Here is a 2,787-nt window from a genome sequence, read left to right as displayed (position 1 = left end):
CGGGCGATCGACCCGGCCGTGCCCGCGCGGGTGGCGAGCACACCGGAGTCCGCGGGCGGCGGCGTGGCGAGATCGCGCCGGTCGCGCAGCAGCGCGTCCAGCGCGTCGTCGGACAGTGAACGCAGCCAGTCCGCGAGAGAGATGGCGGCCATCCTCACCACGATATCCGCCGCGACACCGCGTCCGGCAGACTATGGTCAGTCGTTGGTCGAGTGAGGAGGACGACGTGGGCAAGGACGACAAGCGCAAGCGGATCGATCCGACCTGGCCGGAGGCGGGCGAGCAGGACCACCCGGTCTCGGAGCTGGCGGCGGACCGGCAGGGTGCGCTGTCGCCGTACGGGGACGACACGACGTTCCCGCTGGAGCACGTGCCGTACGAGCACCCGGAGACCGAGATCAACAGGTCGGCCTGAGGGCCCGGGGACCAGCACGAAGTTACCGGTGAGTCACCCATCCGGCCCGGAATGACGCGGGTCACGTGGATAGGCTTTCCCCGCGAATCGCTGGTGTAGTCGATGCGGGGGTAGTCCCATGCCGGTTCCCGGGCCCGGTTACTCGATCACCGTGCGGCTGGAGGCGCCGCCCTCGGCGAGCGCGGCCGGTGACCTGACCACGGCGGTCGGCCGGGTCGGTGGGGTGCTTACCGCGTTCGACGTCGTCGAATCGCACGCCGACGCGATCGTCGTCGACATCACCGCGAACGTGTCGTCGGCCGACCACGCCGAGGGCATCACCAACGCGCTCGACGAGCTGCCGGGCGTGCGGGTGCGCAAGGTCTCCGACCGGACGTTCCTCATGCACCTCGGCGGCAAGCTGGAGGTCAGCCCCAAGGTCGATCTGCGCAACCGGGACGACCTGTCCCGCGCGTACACGCCCGGCGTGGCCCGGGTGTGCCGGGCGATCGCGGCCAATCCCTCCGACGCACGCAGGCTCACCATCAAGCGCAACACCGTGGCCGTGGTCAGCGACGGCTCGGCCGTGCTCGGGCTGGGCAACGTCGGCCCCGAGGCGGCGCTGCCGGTGATGGAGGGCAAGGCCGCCCTGTTCAAGAAGTTCGCGGGAGTCGACGCCTGGCCGGTGTGCCTCGACACCCAGGACACCGAGGAGATCATCGCGACGGTGCGCGCGCTGGCCCCCGTCTACGCGGGGATCAACCTCGAAGACATCGCCGCGCCCCGTTGCTTCGAGATCGAGGCGCGCCTGCGGGACCAGCTCGACATCCCGGTCTTTCACGACGACCAGCACGGCACGGCGATCGTGGTGGTGGCGGCGCTGCGCAACGCGCTGCGCGTGGTGGGCAAGCCCATCGAGAAGTGCCGCATCGTGGTCAGCGGGGTCGGCGCGGCCGGGTCGGCGATCATCCGGCTGCTGCGCCGCAAGTCGCCCGCCGACATCGTGGCCGTCGACATCGACGGTGTCGTGCACGCCGGGCGCGACGGCCTCGACGACAACCTGCGGTGGGTCGCCGAGCACACCAACGCCGAGGGGACGACCGGCACGCTGCACGACGCGCTCGTGGGCGCCGACGTGTTCATCGGCGTGTCGGCGCCGAATCTGTTCGGGGCCGAGCAGGTCGCCACGATGGCCGACAACGCGGTGGTCTTCGCGCTGGCCAACCCGGACCCGGAGATCGATCCGCTGGAGGCGCAGCGGCACGCCGCCGTGGTGGCCACGGGGCGCAGCGACTACCCCAACCAGATCAACAACGTGCTGGCCTTCCCCGGCGTGTTCCGGGGCCTGCTGGACGCGCAGGCCCACCACATCGACGACGACATGCTGCTGGCGGCGGCGAACGCGATCGCCGACGTGGTCGACGACCGGCTCAACGCGTCGTTCATCGTGCCCAGCGTGTTCGACGCCGCGGTGGCCCCGGCCGTCGCGGAGGCCGTCCGGGCCGCCGCACGGGGAGAGGCCGAGCGGGCCGAGGCAGTAACCTCGACGACGTGAGTGAACTGAGCCACCTCGACGAGGCGGGCACGGCGCGCATGGTCGACGTCTCCGGCAAGGACGTCACCGCGCGCACCGCCGTCGCCAGGGGAACGCTGCGTACGACGTCCGAGGTGATCGGGCTGCTGACGGCGGGCGAGCTGCCGAAGGGCGACGCGCTCGCCACGGCCCGCGTCGCGGGCGTGCTGGGTGCCAAGCGCACGCCCGAGCTGATCCCGCTGTGTCACCAGATCGCCCTGGCGAAGGTGGACGTGGACTTCGACCCGGGCGCCGAGAGCGTGGCGATCACCGCCACCGCGCGCACGAGCGACCGCACCGGGGTCGAGATGGAGGCGCTGACGGCCGTGGCGGTGGCCGGGTTGACGCTGCACGACATGGTCAAGGCCGTCGATCCCTCGGCCTCCCTCGACGAGGTGCGGCTGGTGAGCAAGGACGGCGGCTCGTCCGGCGCCTGGCGGCGGGAGGAGGGCCGATGACCCGCACCGCCCGGATCGTCGTCGCGTCCACCAGGGCGGCCGACGGCGTCTACGCCGACACGACCGGCCCGTTGATCGCCGGCTGGCTCGCCGAGCGGTCCTTCGACGTGGCCGAACCCGTGGTCGTGCCGGATGGGGAACCGGTCGCGCGGGCGCTGCGGGACGCCCTCGCCGCCGGTGCGGATTTGGTACTGACCACCGGGGGGACCGGGGTCTCGCCCACCGACCGGACGCCGGAGGCGACCGCACCGGTGCTGGACGCCGAACTACCCGGCTTGGCCGACGCGATCCGCGAGGCGGGCCGGGACGCGGTGCCCACGGCCGTGCTCTCGCGTGGGCTGGCCGGGGTGGCGGGTCGCGCG

4 protein-coding genes are annotated in these 2,787 nt (G+C 72.5%); all 4 read left to right on the top strand.

Annotated features, from left to right (window positions below; all coding sequences use genetic code 11):
* Window positions 1-193 precede the first annotated feature (193 nt).
* Window positions 194-415, top strand: a complete 222-nt coding sequence (locus SACSA_RS0107135) for a hypothetical protein (protein ID WP_019814602.1) — start codon at window positions 194-196, stop codon at window positions 413-415.
* A 118-nt stretch (window positions 416-533) separates the two neighbouring features.
* On the top strand, window positions 534-1,949 hold the full coding sequence (locus SACSA_RS0107130) for an NAD-dependent malic enzyme (RefSeq protein ID WP_019814600.1): 1,416 nt from the start codon (window positions 534-536) through the stop codon (window positions 1,947-1,949).
* On the top strand, window positions 1,946-2,425 hold the full coding sequence (gene moaC / locus SACSA_RS0107125; RefSeq protein ID WP_019814598.1) for a cyclic pyranopterin monophosphate synthase MoaC: 480 nt from the start codon (window positions 1,946-1,948) through the stop codon (window positions 2,423-2,425). The genes SACSA_RS0107130 and moaC overlap by 4 nt, the downstream gene beginning before the upstream one ends.
* The coding region (locus tag SACSA_RS21915; RefSeq protein ID WP_019814596.1) for a MogA/MoaB family molybdenum cofactor biosynthesis protein at window positions 2,422-2,787 on the top strand (366 nt) is incomplete at its 3' end. The genes moaC and SACSA_RS21915, both read left to right, overlap by 4 nt.

The sequence above is a fragment of the Saccharomonospora saliphila YIM 90502 genome (assembly GCF_000383795.1).
GTDB lineage: Bacteria > Actinomycetota > Actinomycetes > Mycobacteriales > Pseudonocardiaceae > Saccharomonospora > Saccharomonospora saliphila.
Note: the sequence above shows the minus strand (reverse complement) of the source record. Positions and strands in the feature narration are given on the sequence as shown.